The organism is Pseudoalteromonas luteoviolacea, from assembly GCF_000814765.1.
GTDB classification, from domain to species: Bacteria; Pseudomonadota; Gammaproteobacteria; order Enterobacterales; family Alteromonadaceae; genus Pseudoalteromonas; species Pseudoalteromonas luteoviolacea_H.
Genome location: NZ_JWIC01000003.1, coordinates 226,424 through 251,136 on the forward strand (window position 1 = coordinate 226,424; position 24,713 = coordinate 251,136).

20 protein-coding genes are annotated in these 24,713 nt (G+C 41.1%); 14 read left to right on the plus strand and 6 right to left on the minus strand.

The annotated features are described in order from the left end of the window. Positions 1-339 precede the first annotated feature (339 nt). From JF50_RS02380 to JF50_RS02400, 5 genes are read left to right on the plus strand one after another with little or no spacing between them, the layout of a single operon-like run. A complete protein-coding gene (locus JF50_RS02380; RefSeq protein ID WP_080760073.1) occupies positions 340-2,262 on the plus strand; it encodes a GMC family oxidoreductase in 1,923 nt (640 codons plus the stop codon). Then, positions 2,259-3,422: a ferritin-like domain-containing protein gene (locus JF50_RS02385; protein WP_052262092.1), complete on the plus strand. Its 1,164-nt coding sequence runs from the start codon at positions 2,259-2,261 to the stop codon at positions 3,420-3,422. Before JF50_RS02380 ends, JF50_RS02385 begins: the two co-directional genes overlap by 4 nt. Beyond that, positions 3,422-3,940 (plus strand): hypothetical protein, encoded by a 519-nt coding sequence (locus JF50_RS02390; protein WP_039607905.1) that lies wholly within the window; start codon positions 3,422-3,424, stop codon positions 3,938-3,940. The genes JF50_RS02385 and JF50_RS02390 overlap by 1 nt, the downstream gene beginning before the upstream one ends. Positions 3,941-3,985: 45 nt before the next feature. Then, complete coding sequence (gene iolE / locus JF50_RS02395) at positions 3,986-4,903, plus strand: myo-inosose-2 dehydratase (protein ID WP_039607906.1); 918 nt, start codon at positions 3,986-3,988, stop codon at positions 4,901-4,903. A 19-nt stretch (positions 4,904-4,922) separates the two neighbouring features. Beyond that, complete coding sequence (locus tag JF50_RS02400) at positions 4,923-5,954, plus strand: sugar phosphate isomerase/epimerase family protein (RefSeq protein WP_039607907.1); 1,032 nt, start codon at positions 4,923-4,925, stop codon at positions 5,952-5,954. An 80-nt stretch (positions 5,955-6,034) separates the two neighbouring features. On the opposite strand, the gene JF50_RS27095 is transcribed toward JF50_RS02400, so the two are convergent. The 4 genes from JF50_RS27095 to JF50_RS02415 all read right to left on the minus strand — a co-directional run bounded on the left by JF50_RS27095 (position 6,035) and on the right by JF50_RS02415 (position 10,099). Next, complete coding sequence (locus tag JF50_RS27095; protein ID WP_160290446.1) at positions 6,035-6,208, minus strand: hypothetical protein; 174 nt, start codon at positions 6,206-6,208, stop codon at positions 6,035-6,037. 261 nt (positions 6,209-6,469) lie between these two features. Further along, positions 6,470-7,489: a fibrinogen-like YCDxxxxGGGW domain-containing protein gene (locus JF50_RS02405; RefSeq protein ID WP_039607908.1), complete on the minus strand. Its 1,020-nt coding sequence runs from the start codon at positions 7,487-7,489 to the stop codon at positions 6,470-6,472. Between the two features lie 949 nt (positions 7,490-8,438). Continuing rightward, a complete protein-coding gene (locus JF50_RS02410) occupies positions 8,439-9,698 on the minus strand; it encodes a Y-family DNA polymerase (RefSeq protein WP_039607909.1) in 1,260 nt (419 codons plus the stop codon). Then, complete coding sequence (locus JF50_RS02415; RefSeq protein ID WP_039607910.1) at positions 9,686-10,099, minus strand: LexA family protein; 414 nt, start codon at positions 10,097-10,099, stop codon at positions 9,686-9,688. Before JF50_RS02415 ends, JF50_RS02410 begins: the two co-directional genes overlap by 13 nt. A 497-nt stretch (positions 10,100-10,596) precedes the next feature. Between JF50_RS02415 and JF50_RS02420 the strand changes: the two genes are divergently transcribed. Continuing rightward, entirely contained in the window at positions 10,597-11,283 is a 687-nt protein-coding gene (locus JF50_RS02420; protein WP_039607911.1) for a cupin domain-containing protein, read from the plus strand. A 57-nt stretch (positions 11,284-11,340) separates the two neighbouring features. Here JF50_RS02420 and JF50_RS02425 read toward each other — a convergent pair whose 3' ends face one another. Continuing rightward, positions 11,341-11,949, minus strand: coding sequence for a thioredoxin family protein (locus JF50_RS02425; RefSeq protein ID WP_039607912.1), 609 nt, complete (start codon positions 11,947-11,949; stop codon positions 11,341-11,343). Continuing rightward, entirely contained in the window at positions 11,933-13,936 is a 2,004-nt protein-coding gene (locus JF50_RS02430) for a protein-disulfide reductase DsbD family protein (RefSeq protein ID WP_039607913.1), read from the minus strand. Before JF50_RS02430 ends, JF50_RS02425 begins: the two co-directional genes overlap by 17 nt. 131 nt (positions 13,937-14,067) lie before the next feature. Between JF50_RS02430 and JF50_RS02435 the strand changes: the two genes are divergently transcribed. From JF50_RS02435 to JF50_RS02475, 8 genes are all read left to right on the plus strand, one after another. Then, positions 14,068-14,514 carry a DUF4174 domain-containing protein gene (locus JF50_RS02435; protein ID WP_039607914.1) on the plus strand — a complete coding sequence of 149 codons (447 nt, stop codon included), beginning with the start codon at positions 14,068-14,070 and terminating at the stop codon, positions 14,512-14,514. A 261-nt stretch (positions 14,515-14,775) separates the two neighbouring features. Further along, complete coding sequence (locus tag JF50_RS02440; RefSeq protein ID WP_039607915.1) at positions 14,776-15,498, plus strand: L,D-transpeptidase family protein; 723 nt, start codon at positions 14,776-14,778, stop codon at positions 15,496-15,498. Between the two features lie 169 nt (positions 15,499-15,667). Further along, positions 15,668-17,032 (plus strand): serine hydrolase domain-containing protein, encoded by a 1,365-nt coding sequence (locus JF50_RS02445; RefSeq protein ID WP_039607916.1) that lies wholly within the window; start codon positions 15,668-15,670, stop codon positions 17,030-17,032. 604 nt (positions 17,033-17,636) lie between these two features. Beyond that, positions 17,637-19,337: an ATP-binding protein gene (locus JF50_RS02455; protein ID WP_052262093.1), complete on the plus strand. Its 1,701-nt coding sequence runs from the start codon at positions 17,637-17,639 to the stop codon at positions 19,335-19,337. 134 nt (positions 19,338-19,471) lie between these two features. After that, positions 19,472-20,299, plus strand: a complete 828-nt coding sequence (locus JF50_RS25890; RefSeq protein ID WP_052262094.1) for an alpha/beta hydrolase — start codon at positions 19,472-19,474, stop codon at positions 20,297-20,299. Between the two features lie 150 nt (positions 20,300-20,449). After that, positions 20,450-21,277 (plus strand): alpha/beta fold hydrolase, encoded by an 828-nt coding sequence (locus JF50_RS02465; protein WP_039607918.1) that lies wholly within the window; start codon positions 20,450-20,452, stop codon positions 21,275-21,277. A gap of 581 nt (positions 21,278-21,858) precedes the next feature. Continuing rightward, the gene (locus tag JF50_RS02470; protein ID WP_235423389.1) at positions 21,859-23,427 is read left to right on the plus strand and encodes a methyl-accepting chemotaxis protein; all 1,569 of its coding nucleotides are present in this window, start codon (positions 21,859-21,861) and stop codon (positions 23,425-23,427) included. Positions 23,428-24,168: 741 nt separating this feature from the next. Beyond that, complete coding sequence (locus JF50_RS02475; protein ID WP_080760075.1) at positions 24,169-24,627, plus strand: RDD family protein; 459 nt, start codon at positions 24,169-24,171, stop codon at positions 24,625-24,627. Positions 24,628-24,713: the final 86 nt, after the last annotated feature.

Consider the following 24,713-nt stretch of genomic DNA (forward strand, 5'->3'; position numbering starts at 1 on the left):
GCAATCCGTTGTAGTCGCACTGAGTGCATCAGAAAGTATATACACAAAAAACAGCCACTCGCTTAAATATTTCGATTTATTTAACAAGTTATTAATTTGGTTGGGGAAACTAAAACGTAGCCATGAAAGACGAGTTTCAAGATGGTTGGTTTTGAGTTTTTATACTTATTTGCTTATTTTGTCTACATAAACATCTATTTTAGGAACCTACTTCTGTTATATCCATGCCGGATTTTTTCGGGTACTTATTTTATAATTGCCATTTTGTAATATCTGCTACACTGATTTTTAGCTTGAATGTTAATGCTGTTGTTAATGGAATAAGATGGGGACACTTGAATGAGTGAATCAAATTCAACAATAGAGCAAGTAACACCTGAGCAAGCAATTCAAAATTCGAATGACGGTAAATATGATGCAGTGATCGTTGGCTCAGGGATTAGCGGTGCGATTGCCGCGAAAGAACTCACTTCTAGAGGGTATCAAGTACTTGTGCTTGAAGCTGCACCCGCAAAAAGCTTAAGTTATGACGGCTTCAAGGAGTATGTATCTAATTATTATGTCAACGCGTCAAAAGATAATAACGCGCCATATCCTGATAACCCTAATGCACCCATGCCTAGGTCGACTGATGTTCGCAAGCTATGCTTGGGTCAAATGGATACCCAAGGGTACATGGTGCAAAATGGTCCTTTGGCACTAGATAGCACCTACACGCGGGTTACGGGTGGCACAACCATGCACTGGGAAGCCAAAATTCTGCGCATGTTACCAGATGATTTTAAAATAAAAACCAACTATGGCGTTGGGTTAGATTGGCCCATCAGCTATGATGACTTGATGCCCTATTACCGCATGGCTGAACGTGAAATTGGCGTATCTGCTAATGTTGAGGAGCAGGGGTTTTACGGGCTTAAGTACGAACCTGGTTACGTATACCCAATGCATGGGTTGCCGGCCTCTTATCTTGATCAAGTGGTGGGCAAAGGCATTGACGGGGCAGAGTTTGAACTTGCAGGCGAAGTACACACGGTAAAAGTGCGCCCGTTTCCACAAGGTCGAAATGGCATTCCTAATGCGGATTATCAAAACGGTGCGGGGTTTAATCCTGTCGGAGCTGTGGGCGCAGTGCAGAGCGAGCAAGGCGGGCGCTGCCAAGGTAATAACAACTGTGTGCCGATATGTCCTGTGCAAGCCAAATATGATGCACGTAAAACGTTATACAGCGCAGCGCAAACAGGTAACCTTGACTTTTTACCACAAGCGGTTGCCAGCAAAGTCTTTGTCGATGGATGTACTGATCAAGTCAGTCATATTGAATTCAAGCACTATACCAAGACCTCTTCGCCTGAGCATACGACAAGTAATATCACTGCAAAAACCTTTATTTTGGCGACCAACGCGGTAGAAAACGCCCGACTCATGCTCGCGTCTGATTTACCCAGTTCGAGCGGGTTAATGGGCAAAAATTTAATGGACCATACTTATTTGCTCGCTTGGGGTTTATTGCCAGAAGCGGCGGGGACAATGAGAGGGACAAAATGCACCTCTGGCATTGCGGACTTTAGATATGGACAAAGCAGAGCCAAGCAAGCGCCGTTTGGTGTAGACATTCATAATGATGGTTGGGGCTGGGCAACGGGCTCGCCTTTTTCTGATATCGAAGAGTTAGTCGACACTGAAAATAAATTTGGTAAGGGACTTCGCCAAAGTACCGTTGAAAGGATATCAAATCAATTGTTGTTTGCTTATATGGTCGAGCAGCCAGCAGATGAGAGCAACCGCATTACAGTCGACCCAGAGTATACTGATGCGCTTGGTAACATGCGCCCAATCGTCAATTATAACTTGTCTGATTACTCCAAAGCGGGCATTGCCTACGCACGTGAAACGTCAAAGATATTCTTCCAGCGCCTTGGTGCACAGGACTTTTCAAGTTATTCATTACTTGATTATGGCTCGTTCAATTACCAAGGTGAAAGCTATTACTTCCGTGGTGGCAACCACTTTTCTGGTACGCATGTCATGGGCACTACTGCCCAAAACTCTGTGGTGAATGAATATCAGCAATCATGGGATCACAGTAACTTATACCTGATTGGCTCTGGCAGTATGCCAAGCATTGGTACATCTAATACCACCCTGACACTTGCAGCCCTTTGCTTTAAAACCACGGAACATATTTTGGCACATTTGAGCAGTTTTCCCGTGAATGTTGTAGCTGATGATGCCTTTAAACTGGCTAAAGGAGCGCGCTCATGAACGAACGTATTATCAATACCATTGATGATCTATACCAGATGTTAGATGCCGCTATTCAGCTGGAGCATGCGACAATTCCGCCGTATTTAACGGCATTATATAGTATTCACCCTGAAACCAATTTAGAAGCCACGGCGGTTATTAGAGCGGTTTTGGTTGAAGAGATGCTCCATATGACGTTGTCTGCGAATGTGCTCAATGCATTGGGTCGACATCCCAATGTATTGAGTGAAGGCTTTATGCCTTCATTTCCAACCTACTTGCCGGATGGTGAGCACGATTTCCAAGTCTCGATTGCCGCTTTTACACCAGAGACCCTTGAGACTTTTTTGAACATTGAGCGGCCTTCAAAGCCTCAAAAAAACACTTCAAGTACTCGTCCTAATGGCTGTATCACGCGTGCAAATCATGCGCGCTTTCATCTGGATGCGATAAAACCGCTAAAATCGCCAACTTATAGCTTTTATAGCATTGGTGATTTTTACGATGCCATTATAGAGGGCATTAAATTTTTAGAGACGCAGGCTAGAGAGTGCGGAGAAACTATTTTTATCGGCGACTCTAAATATCAGGTTTCCAATAAATACTATTACTCCGGCGGTGGCGAAGTCATAGAAGTCACGGATGAAAAGTCGGCCATTGCCGCGTTGAATTTGATCAAAGAGCAAGGTGAAGGGAAGGCTGAACTGGGCGAAGAGACAGAGAACCAAGAGTTTGATAGTGAGGGAGAGCTATCCCATTATTATCGATTCAAGCAGTTACAGTTTGGCCGTTATTATCAAAAAGGTGATAGGCCAAGTAACCCTACTGGCGCAAAGTTCGAAGTCGATTTTAGTAAGGTATATCCGATCAAGACAAACCCCAAGCTGTCGGATTTTGCAGAAAACCCAACTTTATTAAAAGCCGCGAAAGATTTTAACCATAGTTACTATGAGTTTTTAGGCATCATCAATGCCGCGTTCAGTGGTCATCAAAACCTTCTGTTGGGTGCAGTATGCGACATGTTCAGGCTGAAAGAGTACGCCAGTCAACTGATCCGTAACCCTATTTCGATTGAGTCTAATACGCACGCAGGCCCCACATTCGAGATTGAAGCCAGTAGAAGTGGTTCATTGAACGATACAGTAGGGCAGACTTGTTTACATAAGGAGCGGGCGTAATGAATACTCAGCAAAATCAACAGCAGCAATTTATTGAGCTATCAGGAGCACTTACGGATTTCAACGCATTTGCACTACATGGTACAGGCCAAGTTGAACATTATTATAAAACACTCAGTGACATTGTTGGCCGTGACACGGTTGAACAGTTACTTTGCGTGTTTCAAACCGTGTATGAATGTGCCTCTGACGAGCAAATGTTTTTAACTGGGATACGGCAACAGATCATGGGGGATGTGAAGCTGGGGCCCGTCGCCAGAAATATCATCAAGCTTTGGTACACGGGCACTTGGTATCAATTACCACGTACTTGGCGAGAGGCTTATGGCAAGAGCGAGCAGGATAAAACGTTTTTTGTAAGCTCTGCTTCATATACAGAGGGCTTACTTTGGCAAGCGATTGATGCTAACCCATCAGGTGCAAAAGGCCCAGGTTATGGATCTTGGAGCGAGCCCCCCAGAATTCATTTCGACAATAGCTGGCAGTTTGTAAAGCAGCACAGTGTTCAATCAAAATAAATGTAAGTAATCACTTTCATTTATGTCACCAACAGGACGTTTATCATGAGCAGACAAACAATGTTTCCACAAGGCGCTGTAAAATTTGGTATTACCCCAACAGGGTGGGTCAATGATGACTTTTTAGATATTGATATCGGGATCCCATTTGAGCAAATTGTCAGTGAGATGGCGTTAGCTGGCTTTGAAGGGTGTAGTCGTGGCCATAAATACCCATCTGATCCAGCGGTATTAAAACGTGAATTAGACATGCGAGGGCTCGTGATTTCAGAGCCGTGGGTTAGCACTTACTTCACCATTAACGACATGAAAGAGCAAACATTTCAAAGTTTTGAGCAAGAAATCCAGTTTTTGAAAGAGATGCAAAGTGGGGACTTAGTACTGGCTGAACTTGGCGGTTCATCTCATCAGCAACCCATTGCCTTAGTGCCTAATGCCCCTAAGTTTACAGATGAACAGTTTCGTAGACTGGCTGATGGCTTAAATGAGCTTGGCCATAAAGCCAATTGCCACGGGGTGAAAATGTGTTATCACCATCATATGGGCACAGGGGTGATGACGATGGATGAAATTGCGCGATTTGCGGAGTTAACCGATCCTGATTGCGTGCACTTTTGTTTGGATACCGGGCACCTCTTTTTTGCCGGTGGCGACAATTTAGAGTTTATTCGGCTGTATGGCGAACGGATCAGACATGTTCATTTGAAAAATATCCGTAAAGACATTATGGATTACAGTTTGGCCAATGACTTGTCATTTAAAGAGGCTATTTTAAAAGGGGTGTTTACTGTGCCCGGAGATCCTGCTGGCTGCTTAGATTTCAAAGAGATATTACAGGCGCTGGCAGATAAAAATTTTGCCGGGTGGTTGATTGTAGAGGCTGAACAAAATCCTGCCAATGCAACCCCACTACTGTATGCACAAATGGCGCGCAAGTATCTTCAAGAAGTTACTGGCCTTTAAGTGATAAAGGAGTTATCAAATGCAGCATAATACGGAGATGTATTTTAGCTTTTTTATGTTTGGGTCTAATTTCTCAATAGAAGATGACACATTTTTAGATCAAGCGATGACTCACATTCGACGTTTGGCTGAAATGGGTTACACCGGTTTTGAGTTTCATCCGGGTAGAGAGGACACCACAGCCTATGCATTTGCCACTTACGAGGATGAACTCAATGCCTATAAGGCATTTCGTCAGCGTATGGATGATGAGGGTTTCGGACATATCAAAGTCGCGACCAATGTTGGTGCAACGACTTCGTGTGACCCAAGCTCTGCGATTAAATCTGTTCGCGATGCAGGGATTGCTTATTTAAAATCTCGTATTGATATTACCGCTGCTTTAGGTGGTGAAATCATGATGGGACCCTTGGTGATCCCCTATGGTGGTTTTGTATTTGATGCGCCAAATGGTCAAGCCGTATGGAGTGATAAGTTACAAGATGAGCTTGCGCTACGTTATCAAACGGCACAGCCTAGTTTTGTTGAACTTGGTGCTTACGCCTCTTCCAAAGGCGTTAAATTAGCCATTGAGCCAATTAGCCATTGGGAGACACCAGGGCCGAATAAACTGGCCCAATTGATCGCTTTTTTAGACGGCATAGCAGACCCAACAGTGGGAGTGGTACTCGACAGTGCGCAAGAGACGTTAGATGGTGATGGACCAGAGGTGTTTGCACAGCAAATTAATTATCTTGCTGATCAAGGTCGATTACATTATGCACAGGCGTCGCCACCAGATAGAGGTGATTTAGTGCATTGCTGGTTGCCGTGGGAAGGCATATTTACGCCTATTTTGTCGCGATTTGATGGTCCCATTGCAGTAGAGATTTTTAATGCAGTGGGTGCATTTGATCAGGGTCTTCGTTTGACCCGACGTAAGTTTTGGGTGCCTGAAGTTGATACGCCTAATCAATATCCAGATGCCTATCAAATAGCACAACAAGCTTATGAATTTACTCAAGCGAAGCTCAATGAGGTAAGAAGTAAGTTACAACGGAGCGGCTGTTGAACGAATAAGTGTATTACTTATATTTAATGTTGTTCAATAGAAGTGACATCTCTGTCACTTCTTTTATTTTCACTGACTTATTAACAAAAATCTTGTGTTGGGGGAATCGTACAGCAGTCATCTACTGAAAGCGTAATGCACATAGTGCCCGATGCACCACCGCCCACGGCTGGGGTATTTTTGTATGGAAGTGTTTTGTCTTTAAGTGATAGTGATTTCAGTGGTTTTTTTTTCAATTTCATGTTTTTCATCATATAACTCCTTTATGAATGTCAGCCAATTTGCTGAGATTGAAACTTATCATCAAATCGTCATCTTGTGAATATTTTATTCCTATTTTGTTTTGTTTTTGCTTTATTTATTTTTTATGAGGCAGTTGGACTGTTAGCTTTAATGAACGGGTAATTTGATAGCAATGAGGTGAAACAGATTGGCGAAAAGTAGAGTTAGTTGCGATGTGAAATTTGAAAGGCGCAGCAAGTGTTCGCTGTGCCTTTCACGCTATGAATGTTGTGTTATCTCATCCAAAGTAGTGCCCACTGAGAGCCATTTGGCTCATTTCCTTGGCTACAGACCGCAGAGCCAGATGAGTAAGGTTTGTATGTACCTCTAGCTACCCAGCAATATGGAGCAGTTATGTCGCCTTGCCAGCCAACAGTCGAGTTGGAAACATTACCACCCAAGTAAGCAGTGCCTACGCATCCTTCATAAACATACGCATCGGGCGCTAAAGAGGTGGTGCAGCTTGGTTTATCAGAGTTCCTAGGCATCAGCTCTAAGCGATCTGACGCACCCCAATTATATCGAACCAGTTCAAGCTCTCTTGGAGTAAAGTTTTGGCCGTAAACCGTATAGCCATCTCCGCAACCGACGGTTGAGCAGCTAACTTGCTCTTTTGCATCAGTAAATACACTTAAGTCACCCTTGTATAACCAAAGCCTAGTGACGTTATTGGGGTCTGTTTCTGGGATGTCTCCGTATTCTTCGATACGATGTATACCACCAGGCTGTGATTTTGGATAACTGCCAACAAGTGTCCAGCCGCCGCCGTCTCGGGTCATATCACAGTAAACACTGATCGATTCACCTGATAAGGCGCTAATTTCATAAACACCATCACCTTGGCTGAGTCCAGCATCTAAAATGTCTTTACAGCTGGTTGCTGTATTTGGCTGAAGCGCTGTTAAACCCCAGTCACCTTTAGTCCCGTTGGCGGCAAACCAAGTACCGCTGTAAGTACCATTGATGTCTACATTTCCAGAAAAGTATTGCGTATTTGAGGGAGATTTATCTGAGAGTTTAAAGTGAATTATATTGCCATTTTGCTCTGTACTACCAGATAAAAACTGTGCAGTTGTTTGTGCCATAAAGTGTGCTTTATCACCTGTAATCGTAATTTCTTGTGATTTACCGGACTCTACTTGGCCATTGTTAAACTCATCTGTCGTGAGTACATAGGTACCCTCTAAAGTTTGTTGTGCGATGGCACTTTGACTTAATAAAACTGCGCTAATTGTGAGAGCGAGTAATTTCATATATTTCCTTAGATATGACTTATTGGTTGATAGACAAGTTTTATTAAAGCATTATTTCTTATGCATATTTTTATTATTTATTATCTTGAAGTTAAATAATAAAAATTAAATTTAAATATTTTGCAATTTCGAGGTTGGTTGTATTTGCTGTGGTTATAATAATGTCTAATTTATTTACTTTTCTTTAAAAATTATCATTAGTTATATTCATGACTTGTCTATAGAGTAGCCAACTCCCTTAAGTTATCTTAGCCCTAAATTAAGGTTTAAAGTGTGCTTTGTTGTCTTTGGGTATAAAACGCGTCCATTATGATGGCATACCACGTTGGCCGATGATCTAAACCTATGTTTCTATAGTAGATAAATAAACGGTAGACAGCCTATTTTAAGTTGCTCAGTCAGTCAGATGGCAAACTAAATAAGTCATCACTCATCAATTTAAGGCTGTTAATCTTAGCGGCACTAACGCCCTAATACTGTTGCTAACATTAGCATCTTAATTGTTTTATAACATTGAACGATAGGGTTTACCTTAGTGTTGGGTTAAAAAATGCTCAGTTAATATCTATGCAGTTTTAGTTCATAAATATGGTTGTTAATGCAATGGTAGTGGTTGGGTTTTAAGCGTATTAGTGTTGATAAGGTGGCATGTGTCCTGTGAACTCACAGAAAAATATGTAGGGTTTTTATAATAAAACTAATTATTTCATTGCCTTAGGTTTTTATGGTTGTGGTATGAGTGGATGCGTTCATCTTTATGATATAGCGTTTTATCATTTGTCATTTATCAATACTTATTTGCTTAGATTTTAGAGTTAAAAAAAGTTAACCACAGCCTATTAACAAAATCTGTGGATAGAAAATGCTGTATTGGTGCGATGTGTTTTCTTAACAGAGTGTGCTTCATAAGGTAAGGTGACCTTAGTAGGTAATTAGACGAAATTGGGTATCATTGACATTTTATCAAGGGAATATCAGACCAGCGGGTGGTGTAATAAGGTGATAAAAAATCTCGACGCATACGCCATGCACTAGATTTCAGCTCGGCTGCTGTGCGGGTTGTGTGCTGGCCATATCGGGTATTGATTTCATCTAGGCACTGCATTAAAGCAGGATTGTCTAAAGAGTGATTAAATAAATCAGCTTGCAAAAATGTATCGTCTTCTAGCTCAATGGCACCGATACCAGCTTTGTAGTATCTCACACCAGGTTTGAATAGTTGATGAAAAATATCAGAGACTGCGTTATTAAATACTCTGACATCACTAGAGGGAACCGCGAGTTTTTGAATGAAGGATCTTTTGTAGTAGTGTGCTTCAAAGGGGGAGCTATGGGCAAATATCACGATGTTTTTGGCCAGTGAGTTTTGCTTTCTAAGCTTTTTACTGACAATTGCACAGTGGGTTGCGAGTGCTGCTTTTAATGAACTGGCATCGGTAACACGTTCGCCAAAACTGCGCGTACTATAGATCTCTTTTTTCCTTTGCGTTATATCGTGCCAAGACAAACAGGTTTTTCCATTGAGTTCTGATATTGTGCGCTCCAATACGACGCTAAATTGTTGGCGCATCAATCTTGGGTTTTGATTGGCTAAATCTAAAGCCGTATAAATTCCACTTTGATTAAGTTTTTTAGTCAGGCGTTTGCCCACGCCCCAAACATGGCTAACGTCTAAGTTTCTGAGCACATGTTTACGGCTTGATTCACTATCTATAACAGATACCCCTGTTGCACCGCTAAATTTTTTTGCGGCGTGGTTCGCCGCTTTAGCTAAGGTAGGCGTTGGGCCAAAACCAACACCAACAGGCAGTTTTGTGGAACGCCAAACACTGCGCCTAATCATATGTCCGTATTGTTCCCAGGAAGTAACAACATTGCAGAAGCCATCAAACTTCAAGAAAGACTCATCAATTGAGTAGATATGGTGATTATCACTAAACTGATTGATGACTTTCATCATCTTATCCGACAGATCTGCATATAGCTCATAGTTGGAGGAGCGAATAATGACATTATGCTCAGCCAAAATCGACTTCAGTTTAAAGTAGGGTTGAAACTTAGGAATGTTTAAGCGTTTTGCTTCTGGCGATGCCGCTACGATACAGCCATCGTTATTTGAAAGCACCACGACAGGTTTGTTACGTATACTCGGATCAAAGACTTTTTCAGCTGATGCATAAAATGAAGTGGCATCTACTAGCGCATACATCTAGTTAAACCTGTATTGGCGCGATGCATACGCACAGAGCCCGTGACGACTCCTTCAAGCTGAAACTGATCACACTCACTGATCTTAACTGGTGGATAAAGCGTCGATGCAGAGCGCAATACTCGATTATGCAAATCAAGTAGCTTACAGACAAACTCGTTATTAAAATTTGCAACAATCACATCGTTCTGTTGGGGGGAAACTGCGCGATCAACCAGCAGTAAATCGCCATCAAAAATACCAACCCCTTGCATTGAATCGCCAGAAGCGAGTCCGATAAATGTAGCATTGGGGTGGTTGACTAACAACTGATCCAATGACAGCCCTAGCTCTTTATATTCAGCCGCTGGTGATTCAAATCCAGTGATACCAGCTTGGGCTTTAATGGGAATAACTTTCATACTTTACCTATACTGTTTATATATACAGTATAGTGCCTATGTTGTATTTCATGCAAGTATCGATGCAAGTTATAGGGCATTGCAAAGTCTGAATAGGACGCACTTTATCTTAACCTAAGTCTACTGACTGGTTATAAATTATTGCTTTTAACTTATTAATATCAGTGCTTTGAGTTTAAATTTTGTCAGAGGAAAATTGATATACCTGCCTGATAAAATGACTGTGATTATGGAGGTTAAAAAATATTTCATGGGCGTTTTTTGAACATTTAGCTCATGTGGGTTACATTTATTTAACTTTTTGTTGGGCGGTAGGTATAATTTGGGGGCGAGCAGTGCACAGCAAGTACATTGTTACTGTCAGATGTCTCCTTTGATTTTGGTCCGCGTTTTAAATTCGTGTTTAGATCTAGTCCAAGAATAGAGTGTGAGCTGCAGTTCTTAATGCAGTGTGTGGATCACAGAAGTGTTCAACTTTTCTAAAAGGAATAATGAGTATGTCAGCCAGTGTTATGAACCTACTCACTGAAAGAGATAGCCTAACGAGATCAGTGTTTGATCAGTTTGTTTTATCGCAGTGGGAGCTGGGGAATCATTTTTTGCGTGTGCCCACACATGTTTTGCCTGACCACAAGGAATTTGAGTCAGTCGCATGGGAAAAAATAGATTGTATGTTGACAAAAATCGTGAAACAAAAAGCGGATGGTTTGTCATTCGGGTTTGATATGTTTCCGCCAAAATCTGCCGCAAAAGGGGATGTGCATGTACATCCTTTAAGTAGTCGGCTGATATCTGTTTTGGAAGGTTTTGGTACCGCTATTGTGAAAACACAGAAAGGAAAAATGGCGAAAAAAGAAGTGGGGCCAGGAGATGTGATTTTATTCCCCCATGCTACGCCACATTGCTTTTGGGGTGCTGAAGACGAGCCTATGGTGGTCGAAGTGTTGCTTGGCCCTTATGTGCCATTTGAGCATCCATTACATACGGTTTGTCCAAAAAATGCGAAAAAAATAGCCGAGGCACACCCTGAATTGTTTGCGCCCTGCGATGTGAACGAACTTGAACTGGTTGCCTCTAAAGTCATTGCGTTGCAAAACCAAGGCGTATTGGAGTCAGATGAGCATCAAGTTATGGAGTGGGGCGATGAGTATATTTGTAACTTGGGTGAGATAGAAGTCGAGTGATTGCTTCGAATGAGCTAGCGCATACGTTGGGCACTCAACTCGACATTCTACATTGAGTTAGCTTTTGTATTTTATCGAGCAGCCATAAGGTTTTGTTAGTTTTTGTGTAACAGGCTTGCCAGCCAGCAAGTTGTTCAAGCCTGCTGTGACATAATTGGTTGCTTTTGCAATATCAGCAGGGTTGGCTGATTTTATACTGTCTATAGCACCTGCGTAACTTAATTTGCCTTGAGGGTTTATGATGTACATATGTGGGGTGGTTTTTGCTTTATATAGTCGCCCGACTTGTCCATCCTCATCAAACAATACGTGTGACGGGGCTGCGCTGCGGCTTTGGGTCAGTTCATTGGCTTTTTGAGCATTCACATGACCCTGTTTACCCTCTGCGGAAGAGATAATAGATAGCCAGACAACATCTTTCTCGGTGTATTGACGCTGCAAAGATTGCATGTTGTCACTGCCATAATGTTTGACGACATATGGGCATAAGTGATTTGTCCACTCAAGTACTACATACTTACCCTTAAAGTCAGACAGGCTGACGGTTTTGCCAAATGAGTCCTGAAGTTTAAAGTCAGGGGCGTTTGTGTCTATTTTCGCTGCTGCCACACTCATCAGTGGTGCAAATAACATAGACAGCATGAGCCATTTAGTTAGACGTTGCATGGTTAATCTCCTTCTTTGCTTGTTGAATAGCATTAATGACAATGTCAGGTGTTAAAACCTGAGGTAATACTCGCTTGCTATGGTTACCTGCATAGACAACGTATAAAGGCACACCAGAGCGTTGATACTGTTCTAAATACTCGTAAATTGCTTGGTTCTTGTTGGTCCAATCACCCACTAAATAGTCGACTCTACTGTCTTCAAATAATGCTTGTAGATCAGCATTGTTCAAAGCCACTTGCTCGTTTACTTTACAGGTAATGCACCAATCTGCGGTCATATTCACCAATACCACGTGATTGTTGTTACGTAGCTCGGTGAGTTTTTGTGCACTAAAGTGATTGTTTTTTTGCTCGCTGACTACTTTGCTTGCTTGTGCGCCTTTGATACTGCAAAACGTCGCAAACACAATTGCAAGCAATAGACTCATAACACCACAGACCCGATTGACTTTTGCGGACACCCAAACAAAAAATACAAACCCTAATAGTCCTGATAACAACCACAGCTGACCAAAACTGCTGGTCTGGGACAGAAATATCCACGTAAGCCAAACAACAGTAGCCAGCATGGGAAAGCCGAGAAAGTGCTTAAATGTTTGCATCCAGGCTCCGGGCTTTGGGAGTAGTTTAGCAAACCGAGTCGACAGCGAAAGTAGTGTCATAGGCAGTGCAAACCCGACTGCGAGTGCGGTAAAAATAGCGAGGGTATCTAACATTGGGCTTATCATGGCTACACCGAGCGCTGTAGCCATAAATGGCGCCGTACAGGGAGAGGCGACAACAACAGCCAGTACACCAGTGAAAAATTGCTGAGTAAAGGTACTTTCGCCCGTTAACGATTGCCCCACGCCTGCCAGATTGATGCCTTTTGGGAGTAAATCCCACAACATCATGGCAATAAAGGTGAATAAAAACGCAAGCCCAGCGATAAGCAATGGCTCTTGTAGATGAAAACCCCAGCCAACAGCACTCCCAGCCTCTTTTAGTACCAGAATGATGCTCGCGAATAACCAAAAGCTGATTAAAACACCGACAGGGTATCCCCAGTGATTTACATGTTTGGACTGTGTGAAAGACAGCGCTTTCATGGACAGAATTGGCAGTACACAAGGCATAATGTTAAGAATGAGTCCACCGATAAACGCGAATAGCAGCATTAACCAAAGGGATTGTGATGGGGAATTGTTATCCGCGCTACTTGTATCATTTGGGATGGCCTCAACGTAAAAGCCATTTTTACCATCGCTGATTAAAAAGTTGAGTGGTTCGCTTGGAGTCGCAAAGTAGTCTGATAAGGATATGACCACTTGTGAGCTATTTGCTTGATGCGCCCAAGCTTGATCTGCGTTGTGCGAAATCACGTCTCCTTTAAAAGGGAATACGTGCCAGTCAGATTGATAGGGTAGGGTGGTTTGTAATCCAAGGTGCGTGCTTGTAAGTTCAAACTGTGCGGTGTCTTTGTGTTTTTTTGGTAACGTTAATCGCGTTTGCTCAAATAGGTTTGCGTGTTCTGATGGCGTTATAGAGTCTGCGATAGGCAAATCTATCGTTAATGTTGCCCAGCCGGGAATGCAGTCTTCTTTACAGACCAGCCAGGATAGATTGGCGATAATAGAGACGCGATCTTTAGTTGCCTGTTTGAGGTTGATAGGGACCATGAGCAAGGTCGCACCTTCGTAGCCATAGTTAACCAGGTGAGCGACTTGAATGGGCTTTGGAAGCGGCCAGTGAATATCTCCAAATTCAATGTCTGCATCACTTTGCCATTGTATGGTGGGCGCCTCACCTGAATCGCCGGGGTTTAGCCAGTAGGTATGCCAGTCTTTATCTGGGTTCAGTAAAACTCCCACCCACTGTGTTTCGCCAACACGTACTTGATTATGTTCTGACACCAGTGCTACTTCAATATGCGGTCCGGTCGCGGTATTTTGAGCGAACACAGCAGCGGAAAACATCAATAATAATACGTATAGGAGTCTAACCATGACACTACTTTATCCTATTATTTTGTTTTAACTTTAGTTATACCGATAGAGCGAAAATAAGATCATAAAATGACCATATAAATGAGCTTACTATGTCTGGAGGGCGTATCAAATAGTTTTAAGGAGGGTACATGCGTTTTAAAAATACACTTAATATTACTTTGGTCGTTTTCACGATCATGGTAACAGGTTTTTTGGCTTCGGTATCCCTAGCAAGCGAACGCGCAGTATTGGAACAATATCAATGGCATAATAGGTTGCTCGTCATTTGTTCAAAATCTCTAGATCAGATAGATGGTCTTACACACGTTGTAAATAACGAAGCGTTAGTTGAAAGGAAGCTTCGAATTTTTGTTGAGCACGCTATGACATTATTCGAATGGCAAATAGGCGGCTCGTTGAGCAATATATCAGGGTATTCAGGTTACTGTAGCAAAGATGCGATAGGTCAGGCATTTCTTATTGGGCTAGATAGCAAGGTTAAAGCGTCATTTTTGCTTTCAGATCTCTCTTTTGAGTCTATTTATGAACGAATTGATGCCATGCCTATGAGGCGGCACGCGTTAACTAATAAGTAGCTTGGTTAAAATCCATTACTTTTTTAAGTATATTAATTAATCCGATTTGTTTAAAAAAACGCAAAAACTCAGTGGTTGAACAGGGAGAAAAGTCAGATACTTAAGTTGCTTTATTACCAGTTTTTGAATGGGTAGAATATGGGTTAAATTAAAGCACCATTAAGATGGCGTTCCAAATTGTAGATCGTGTAGCTTCAATAACTTTTGATTAAGTTGTTGAGTTAATAATGCGGTCGAGGTGGAGCGTAAAATGAGTAATCCATGAGTATATTTAAATTAACCGTTCTTGCTTTTGTGGTTGTAAGCACTGTATGTGTTTATTTGTTTATGAGGCCTTATTGGGTTCCCCTGTATCACAAAGTGGCTGGCAAACAGAGTGTGTCAGATGTGATCAGAGAATATGGTGCAACGTCAGAGGCAAGACTACGTCCATTTTTCCAACAAGCAGGTGTTCAATATCCGCCAAAAAGCGTTACATTGCTTGCTATCAAAGGGACTGATCAACTTGAGCTATGGGCATCAAATGATGATAACCCTGTATTTATTCGAACATATCCAGTGCTTGCTGCCAGTGGGATATTAGGGCCAAAACTGCAAGAGGGTGACGAACAGGTGCCTGAAGGAATTTATAGCTTGGAGTACTTAAATCCAAACAGTGCTTTTCATTTATCTATGAAGCTAAACTATCCAAATGACTTTGACCTAATACATGCCCACGCGGAAGGGAGAGAAGCGCCAGGTACTAATATTTTTATCCATGGTAAAGCAATGTCAGTGGGTTGTTTAGCGATGGGAGACGAAGTCATAGAGGAGCTCTTCGTGTTAACGGCAAAAATAGGCAAGGAGTCGGTGAAGGTTGCGATAGCACCTATTGATCCGAGACAACATAATATATTGCCTTTGGCCCATGGAAAGCCAAAGTGGGTCTCTGAACTCTATACAAATATCACTGATTACTTTAGTAGGTATCAACACAGTTCTTAGCTTTTAGTTGATTAAAAGTAGACCACGTACCTGAAAAGGCTGATATATATTGGCCTTAACACGCCCAGTCATTTTTTCGATAAAAACGAATAAACTTTCACCCCTTTTTTCTCTATTACACGTTATAGCTTTTTTAAGACAAGAGTAAATCTCAAAGGATATGAGCACGATGAGAAAGTGTGTAATAAATATATGTGTAGGACTATGTGCATTTGCAAGTAATGCGGATGAAAAAGCGTTTGATGCTGTTTTACAGTGCCATAGTGCTGCTGATGAACCGGGGTTGATAGTCCAGCTGGTGCAATCCGATGAAGTGATATACAGCGGTGCGGCTGGTTTGGCAGACCTTAAGACAAAGCGACCGCTCAAGGTAGATGATGTGATGCAGATAGGGTCGGTGACAAAAATGTTCACGGCCGCTGCCATTTTAAAATTAGCTGAAAATAACGCTTTGTTTTTGCAAGATTCGATAGGGAAGTTTATTCCTGATATTAATCCTAAATATAAAGACCTAACGCTTTTTAGTTTATTAACCCACACTTCTGGCCTATCCGATTACTTGGGTGATCCCGTTGTGAACAGTGTTTGGGGAAACTACGCATCACTAGATAAAGTGATAAAGATCATTACAAGGCTGCCGCTGAGTTTTAACTCGGGCGATACACATATCTATTCTAATTTAGGCTATATCCTGTTAGGTAAAGCAATAGAAGTAGCCGCTGGTATGCCTTATCACCAATATATGAAAAATACATTTTTTAAGCCTTTGGGAATGGATAACACATTTGTTGTCACACAAGGGATACGTGTGAATGACGTGGTTGGATATACGACAAACTTTGATGAGCCGAAAAAGCACATTAAAGCAGAAAAATCAAAAGACAGGGCATGGAAAGTTGATCGTAGCTGGATCCATGCATCAGGCGCTATCGCTTCTACTTTACACGATATGAAGGTATGGAATAAAGCGTTGATGTCTGGGCAAGTTGTCAGTGAAAAAGGCTTGAACTTGATGACCAAAAAAGTGCGACTTAATGACAACTCAACTGCAAATTATGGTTTGGGGTTGAATGTTTTTAAATTAGGAGGGGCGCTGAGTTACAATCATGCGGGTATGGTACCAGGCTTTTTTACTTGGCATGTGTATTTACCTGAGCACGATTTGGTCGCCACCGGTATGAGCAACCAAGATAAGTACTTCCCGGGCCTTGCGATACTCGATATGGTTGCAATTCAGTTAGGGTTATCACCTAAGCTTCTTGAAGATGATGAAAAGATAACTGCGTTGGCTAATAAGTTGATAGGCAATTATCACAGCTCGGATTCATCCGTCCTGACAATTAGCATGGAAAACAATCAGCTGTATGCTCAGCATAAAGGAAAGCAGAAGCGGCGGATTATGCTTCGTGAAAACAATGCATATTCCTATGAATGCACCGAGCATTATTTCACTTTACAGGAAAATAATAGTCAAATGTCGATTGTCTCTACACACCTTATCCATGGCAAACAAGAAACTTATGTTAAGTTATGACTATAGTGAGTAGGTCATGTTCAAGGCTACGTAAAGGTTTCGCTCTTTAATGTCATGAGGTGTAAACCAGCTTGAGCCAAGATAATGGAAGTAACACGAAAAATCAGCCCCGGAGGCTTTATCCATTATGGAAAGCCGTATTTTTATGTGTGCTACCAGTCGCGGTGATGTATCAGATAGCGTGGTCTTTGTATTTTTCAGGCACTTCGTCCCAGTTTTGGCTTAGCGATATTTCACAGCATACTTTGATTGTGAAACATATGGGAGAAATCGTACTGTATGTGATAATGTTTTTGCTGATTTTAACCAAGACGAACGCCAAAAAAAAGTATATGAAGTCTGCTGTATTGCTGATGTTGAGTGTCATTGTGTTGATGACACTACGCGCTTTAATTTGGCCGGACTTTATTTTTTTGTAATGGTTGTATGTGTAGTGACTGCGTCTTAAAAACAGGCGGGAGAAAATATAGGGGGGGTTATTGTCTGCGAAACCTAAAATGCGTTAATTTAATTTTTTAACAAATTAAGTTAAAAAATAGATAAAAATGTTTGTTTTAGTGTATAAAGTTAAAGGATAAATAGCTTTTGGACAGAAGCCTTAGACATGACGTCTGCTCAACCACTTAGTGACTCTTCCGAAAAAAAGCCCTCGCTGGCTAAGTTAAACTATGCGCCTCGCGTCATAGGTGGTGTGCTTATGGCGGTTATGTTAGTCGGTGCGCTTTATGCCAGCTTAACCCCCTTATCTGTAAGCTTTATTATCGCCAATTGTATTTTATGGCCTCACATCGCGCGTTTTCATAGCAAAGTTGTCTGTAATGAAAAATCTGCTGAATATATGAATTTGCATCTTGATGCACTTTTTTATGGGCTGTGGTTTGCGGCTGTTGGGTTTCAAGTATGGGTTGTCTTTGCTCTGTTAATTGTAAACTCTTTAAACAGTTTGATTTTGGGTGGGATAAAACGGTTTTATAGTTGCAGTGCTTGTTTGGTATTAGGTGGATTGTCCGGCGGGCTGATCCTTGGGTTTGAATTCGTTGAGCAGTCGCCGCTCATTACGCAAGTAGTCGCTGCGTCAAGTATTTATCTTTATTGTTGTAATGTTGGCTTTTTTAACCGTAAGTACTCCGGCCAACTGAAGCGCTCTCGAGACAAAATGCGTAAGCAAAACCAAGCGTTGATAGAAGCAAAAAATAGAGCGGAGCAGGCATCTAAAGCGAAAAGTGAGTTTTTGGCCAATATGAGTCATGAGATCCGAACGCCAATGAATGGCATTTTGGGTACATTACAAGTATTAGAGCAAAATAGTCTCGATAAAGAGTCTGTGCACTTGGTCTCAAAAGCGGTTTATTCGGCTAAAGCACTATTGACCGTAATCAATGATATTTTGGATTTCTCGAAAATAGAAGCCCATAAACTAGAGCTAGAGGTTGCGCCTTTTTCTATCATTGAGACTACAGAGTCTGTCATGTCAGACTTAAAGAGTGCAGCACAAGAGAAGGGGATCTCCTTAGAGACTCAGATTAAATATGATTGTCCCCCCAATTGGCTGGGCGACTCAGTCAGAGTGCGTCAAATTTTACTTAACCTGGTTGCTAATGCTGTTAAATTTACCAACTCGGGTGGTATTACCATTGAAATTGAAGCACAAAGCCATAGCGCGTTAAGTATTACGGTGAGTGATACTGGCATTGGTATGAACCAACAAACGCAAAAATCTATCTTTAATCGATTTGAGCAAGCGGATTCATCGACAACGCGAAAGTATGGTGGAACAGGATTAGGGTTGGCGATTACATCAAGTTTAGTCCAATTGATGAAGGGCACGATAGCGGTATCCAGTGAAGAAGATCAAGGTACTCAAATCACAGTGACTCTGCCATTGCAGCAAGCCAAGCGTGCACAAGTCACTGAGCAAAAAAGCCATGAGATCTTACCTGATTTATCAAATATCAAGATTTTGATTGCCGAGGATAACAAAATAAATCAGCTTGTTATCGAAAAAATGCTGGGTAAAACTGGCGCTGATATTGTCTTAGTTGAAAATGGTAAACTGGCAGTAGACGCATTTGAAAAAGATCACTATGACATTGTTTTAATGGACATTCAAATGCCAGAAATGGACGGTATTGAAGCTTTTTCATTGATCCACAAGTTAGAGCCACATATCCCAATAATCGCTTTGACTGCCAATGTGATGCCTCAAGATATTGCGCAGTATAAAGCAATGGGGTTTGCAGATCATATCGGAAAACCTGTTGCCATGTATCCAATGTATCAAGTAGTAAGCCGTTTCGTCAGCTAGTTGATTGATATCGCCAACTTGAGATGGACAATAGATGATTATTCGCGAGTATAGCCCGGGTTTATTGGTGGCTGTTAAAGACAAACGTATTGTGGATTAAATTTAAACCGTATTGAAATGAAAAGGAAACACTTTTGGCTCATTTATTAACGCAAGGACTGATCTCGGCTTTACTTTTTATTTCTGTTTTATTCGTCGTAGGGTGTGGGAAAGAGGACGGGGCGATTGCGCCTTCCGTAGAGCAAGTAAATGAAGAGTTCCGGCCTGGAGAGCGCCATCAATTAAACGCCATTAGCTCCAATTATACCGGTGTTTCTTACCCTCTAAAAGTGTATTTACCCCATAATTATGATGCGGGTAAACAGTTCCCTGTGATTTATGTATTAGATGCTGAGTGGCGTTTTGAGACCGTTGCTGACAGCATTGATAAAAATAGGCTAGAAGTCATTTTAGTTGGTGTAGAGAATTATGTTGATGAGCAATACAAGCATAGAGAAGATTATTCTCAGTGGCCACTTGCGAAAGACTATTTTGACTTTTTGACTCAGGAATTGGCGCCTGTAATTGAATCTACTTATTCTACAGACGCAACCAACCGTACAATTATGGGGCATTCACTGACCGGGTTATTTGTTGGATTGGCTTTGTTAATTGATGATCATCATAGTCCTTTTTTTCACCATCATGTGTCATTTGATGGCAGCTTTTGGGCACATAGAGACATTACACCACAGTTGATAAACGATAGATTGTCTGTTCATCCAGTTTTAAAAAGCCGAATGATATTAGTTGCTGCTACAGCCTCACCAGGGAATGCTAGGTACGTAAATTGGTTTGAACAGCTATTAACGACTGCGGGGTTTTCACAATTAGAACTTTATCGCTATGAGTATGAAAAAGCACATATCCCCGTTGTCGCAGAATCTATTGATGACGTCATTATGACTTTATATTTAAGGTGATAAATATATTGGTAAAACGAAATTAATATAGGGGGAGTTGTTTTTCTTTAACGATTTTATTATTAATTATTTTTCTTTTTATTGTGGGTTTGTATAGCTTTTAAGTTAATATCGATGGTAAATAAGATAAGTCTGAATTGGTTTTATTGAATGTGCCTTAAGTTTATAAATTTACTTCTCTTTATCTGTATATTGGCAAGTGCTACTGCATTTGGAGATGACAACACAAAAATATTGAATATAAAAGGCGGTAGTTTAGAGTATATTGATATTGGAGGTGGTGAGTTCACAGTTGTCATCGAATCAGGCGTGGGGACAGGCACAGGTTATTGGCAGCCTTTGCTTGCGATGTTAAGAACACTAAATCAAAGAGTTATAATATATTCGCGAGCAGGAATTGGCAGGTCAACGGACAACCCCGATGTAACATTACAAGGTTCAAATAAACGGCTCAGGGCACTACTACTTGCTTTAAACATTAAAAATAATGTGATTTTGATTGGCCATTCCTTTGGTGGATTACATGCCAGGCAGTATGCGTTTACCTTTTCTGAACAAGTTAAAGGGTTAATATTACTAGACCCCAGTCATGAAGGTTTTTTAGCCGAGTTAAACAAACTGAACTTGGAATGGTCGCAAAGGGATAATCAGCAATTAAATAAAATGATGCATCAAAACGCTGAGTGGAGTATTTTGCAAAAGCTGTATGCTTCTAACAACATGTTGGATAAAGGGAAGGTATCATCTATACCCACAGTGGTGATTTCTTCGAGTATGGAAGGTGAAAGCGATTGGTGGATAGGACATAGCAAATCGGGTAAAGCTGTGTGGCGGGACCTTCATGCATCGCTTATTGCTGATAACCCAAACTCTGTGCACATAGTATCGAACACGGTTAGTCATAATATGCCATTGGATGACCCTAATTTGATTGTCTCTTCTATTATGCTTTTAGTGAATATGCTTGATGATAAATAGCAGGCTTTTGGGTTACGGTGTCTTATATATTTTGTACGTTTTATGACACCGTAGCTTGCAGACCAAAGCGATATTGGTAGAGGGATTTTTATTGATAAAATTAGAATAATAATTTGCGCGACTCACTCTGTCACCGATACAAAAAAGAACAAGTTAATTCGCTTTCTTCTTTCCAAGTGACATCAAACTCTTGCTGAAAATATAACGTTTAACTACGAGTTTTACACTCACTATTAACATGATAAATCATTAGTTTTTTCGCATTGATTTCTTTAATTTTTCTAATTAAGCCCTTTTTATTAGTTATTTAGTATTGGTTTTTGTGGTTGTTGATAAGTGTTTTAAAAAAGGGTCCTAAATTATTTTTTTATACAAATCAGATGAGTATGCTTTTTATCCAAAAAGTTTTTGGAACGATGCTGAAAATGACTTTTTTTGTATTGCGTTTTGTGTATGATTTGCGCAAATATTCTACAAAAATCCTAGGTAGATCTTCTCTAGATTTGAGGGCAGTACTTTTGAGCATCAACCGACTACTAAGCAACATTAAAGTTGCGAATAAACTACGATTAGGCACATTAGTGGCCGTAGCAATCATCATAGGTATTCAGTTTTCAGCGGCTAACAAGCTTCGAGAAAACATGATATCTGAACGCAAAGAGCAAGCGATAAACCTCGTGGACACATTAAGCACACAAGCGAGTGCAATGGCAAAGCAATTCAATGTGAGTGAGCGGGAACGCCAAGCACAGGTTAAACAGTTGGTAAATACCGCCCGTTATGCAGATTCGGGCTATTTCTTTCTATTTGATACACAGGGAGATATGGTTGCTCATGCAATTAAGCCGCAGCTAAACGGCCTCTCTATGACAAACCACAAAGAAGCATTTATCTCTTTTGCGTTTCGTGCATTTGTTGACAAGGTGAATAAGAAGGGCGCAGGGTTTGTCGAATATACTTGGCCTAAACCTAACTCTAAGGAGGTGTCTAATAAAGTTTCTTATATAAAGCAGCTACCGGACTGGGGGTGGGTCATAGGGACAGGCATTTACTCAGCAGATATTGAAGAAGCTTATCAGCAGGAGCTGATGTTCATCGCTATTGAGCTTCTAATTTATATTGTTTTGTTGATGGTTGTATCAGGCATCGTGGCGAAAAATATCTCTAAGCCTTTAAACAAGTTGACACGCACCATGTCGATGGTAGCCAGCCAAAAAGATTTAACCATTGAATTGCAACACCGTGGAGATGATGAGTTGTCGGCAATGGCGGTGGCATTCAATGCAAGCAATGCGCAGTTTAGGCAGGTGATCGATAATATTAATGTGAATACACTATCTTTGGCTTCACATGCTGAAGAGTTATCGGCTGTCACTCAGCAAATTCAATTGGGTCTTGCCCAACAAAATAGGGAAACCGAGTCAGTTCAAGATAAGGTGCTGGATTTAAAAGAGTCTGCAAATAGTGTGTTCGATCAGAGCCAGAATGCTTTGAAGCTGATTGACAATGCCAGTGGGCTAACTGAGCAAGGTAAACAGCATATTTTTGATAATGCACATCAGATTGAACTGGTCGCTCAGCGTGTAGAGTCCGCTTCTATGTCAGTGAAAAAGCTGGAAGAGAGCTCTGCGCAAATTGGTGAAGTGCTAGATGTGATCCAAAAAGTTGCCGAGCAAACCAATTTACTAGCGTTGAATGCGGCAATTGAAGCGGCGCGTGCCGGTGAGCAAGGCAGAGGGTTTGCGGTCGTAGCTGATGAAGTAAGGACATTGGCAATTCGTACACATGAATCTACAGAGGATATTCAGTCTATCATTGAGCAGTTGCATGCCGGTGTATCAGAGACAGTGGGCGAAATGGAAAAGTGCAAAGACTCAACAGAGAAAGGGTTAACAACGAGCAAGCAATGTGATCAGATTTTGGTTGAAATAGACAATGCAGTGAAGCAAATTCAAAGCTTTGGTCAAGGTGTGGCGAGTTCGGCGAAGGTACAGTCCGATGCGATGAATAGTATTGCTGATAATATCAGTGGCATAGTCACTGTTTCTCAGCAAACGGAAGCCGGTGCAAAGCATACTAACTCCTCTAGTCGTCAGCTTAGCGAAATGTCACAGCAGCTAAGTGATATGGTGGGAGAGTTTGAAGTTTAATGTTTTAAAATTTAGGAGTGCAAGTAGTCAAAATAGCTACTTGTACTTAATTTGAAATAGTCTCTACTTGATTAATATGTCGATGAGAAAGACAGAGCTCCCCGTTTTGATAAAGGTGTCAAATCTTTGTTAAAAACAGCTAAGGCGTAACGCTCACATTACTAACCAGTAAGCCAATCATTAAACACAAAATAGGCTCTCTCAATTTTGCTGAAGAATAAGGTAATGCTTATAACGTTTACAGAGTCACAGGCGTCTCACGGTAGGCGCTTTATCTCTATTAGGCGTGAGTTGACGATGAGACTAAAAAAATAATCGTCCAGCATACTATCTAACATTCAGCATATAGACAGCATAAAACGCGCTAAGAATGCAAGGGATCTTTGTATCTGGAAGTGGAGTGCCATCAAATGGTTTCGTCAGACCTAGAAAATACCTTCAAAAAGAAACCGCTCACATAATAAAACAGGTGATCTAAAGTAGAAAATTAGTTTTGAAGTAGGATGTATTTGTTCGGCCAATGAGCGGGGGGTCTGTAATGTAAGCTATAGCACTGATACTAAACTCACTCACTTTGTTGGGCGGGCTTATGCTGCACTTAGTTTATGCTAAAGTTGTTCGATACAGCCAGATATTGAGTTGGTTCATCGAACATAATTTATTTTTTACAATATTTGTATATATAACTTCATGTAAACCAAGCATACTAGATGTAATAGCTGTAGTTATGGTGAGATAGATATGAGTAGCTGTGAAAGTCAGATTGATAATGAAGAATATAGTTTTGTGGGGTTTTGGCCAAGATTTTGGGCAAGTATAGTTGATACCATTGTCATTGTCTTAATCACACTCCCATTAATACATTTAGTGTATGGAGAAGCATATTGGGGATCTGGTCGTGTTGCTTCGATAGAGTCTAACTTTTTAATTAGCTATATTTTACCATTAGCCGTTGTTATTCTTTTTTGGCTTTATAAGTCAGCAACTCCGGGAAAAATGGTGGTACATGCCAAAATTGTTGATGTTAAGACAGGTGAGAACCTGACAACGAAACAATCTTTCATTAGATATGTAGCATATTATGTCTCTCTGATCCCATTAGGAATAGGATTTTTATGGGTTGCATGGGACCCTAAAAAGCAAGGTTGGCATGACAAAATAGCGGGTACTGTCGTTATCTATTCAAATAGAGATACGTAAGTCATTACAGTTAAATTCAACGAGGCTAGTTTTGTTTACTGGCCACTTCTTACTTAATTTTCTCACTATATTTGTTCAAAAAACAT